Raw genomic sequence first — 1,151 nt, forward strand, 5'->3', positions numbered from 1 at the left:
TATAGCAATCCTAAATGAGTTATGAACAGGGAACATAATGAAGCAGTTTGGGAAAATCAAATGTTTGGTGATTCGTAAAAAATTTAAACAACCACTTGATAATGGAAAAAGACTTGCAGAGATGCCAGAACTTTCTCAGGAAATTCTTAGCCTGCAACCAAACATCTTCTACAGGGTTTTGTTCTGGTGCATTGGGAGCAAATAGAATACAATGAATGAGCCATTTTTCGGGTTCTTTATCGTCATTAACAGAGGATAAAAACTCTTTCATTTCTGCTGATTGATGATATTTAGCTCCATCCCAAATTAAGGCTATTCTCTTACCTGGTCTTTGAGATTGTAAATGCTTAATAAAGTCTATGGTATTTTCGGAATTTCCTTGGTCATATTCACAAACAATAAATTCTTTAGTTTGATAATCTAATGCTCCATAATAAGTTTGTCTGTCCTTGATATTTTTAATGGGAATTTCAATTCGGATTTTTTTCTGACCCCAGGTATATCCACAAACATCGTCTCCATGTAAGTGACACTCATCTATAAAGAATATGACTAAATCCCCTGATTCAATCTCTGCCTGGTTTTGGCTGATAAATTCAAGTATTTCTTCTCTCTTTTTTTTTACCAATTCCGGATTGTGTTTTGGGTTAGTTTTCTGCGATTTTTTCCAGCTAATACCTGCTAATGATAACAAATCATAATAACTCTGTTTCGACTGATATATTACTCCATAATTTTCATCTAAATAGGTAACTAATTCATCTAAATTCCAATAATCTCTCGTTTGTAACCAATTTATGATTTCTTGCTGCTGTACTGATGTTAAATAACTTTTTCCCCCTTGATACCCTAGTTTAATCCCCTCTATACCTTCAGCCTCGAATTTTTGCTTCCAAGTTGTGACATAAGATTTACATACATTCAAAAGTTTGGTAATTTTGGAGTATGCTTCATTCTCGATCGCCATTTTTACAGCCAAAGCTCGTTTGCATTCCCTTGCATCTGGATTGCTATTAATGAACTCATTTAAAATTGCTATTTCTTGAGCTTTTTGTTGTTGTTCTAGTAAAAAATTTTTCATCTTTGTAAGCTGTATTCACCATAGTAGTATAATTATACCATTTATTCACAACTCAAATAGGATTGCTATA

1 protein-coding gene is annotated in these 1,151 nt (G+C 33.1%); it reads right to left on the bottom strand.

What is annotated here, in order from left to right; all coding sequences use genetic code 11:
• Positions 1-19 precede the first annotated feature (19 nt).
• Complete coding sequence (locus FFR48_RS27960) at positions 20-1,039, bottom strand: IS630 family transposase (protein WP_137669583.1); 1,020 nt, start codon at positions 1,037-1,039, stop codon at positions 20-22.
• Positions 1,040-1,151 lie beyond the last annotated feature (112 nt).

Source organism: Sphaerospermopsis reniformis, assembly GCF_005402885.1.
GTDB lineage: Bacteria > Cyanobacteriota > Cyanobacteriia > Cyanobacteriales > Nostocaceae > Sphaerospermopsis > Sphaerospermopsis kisseleviana.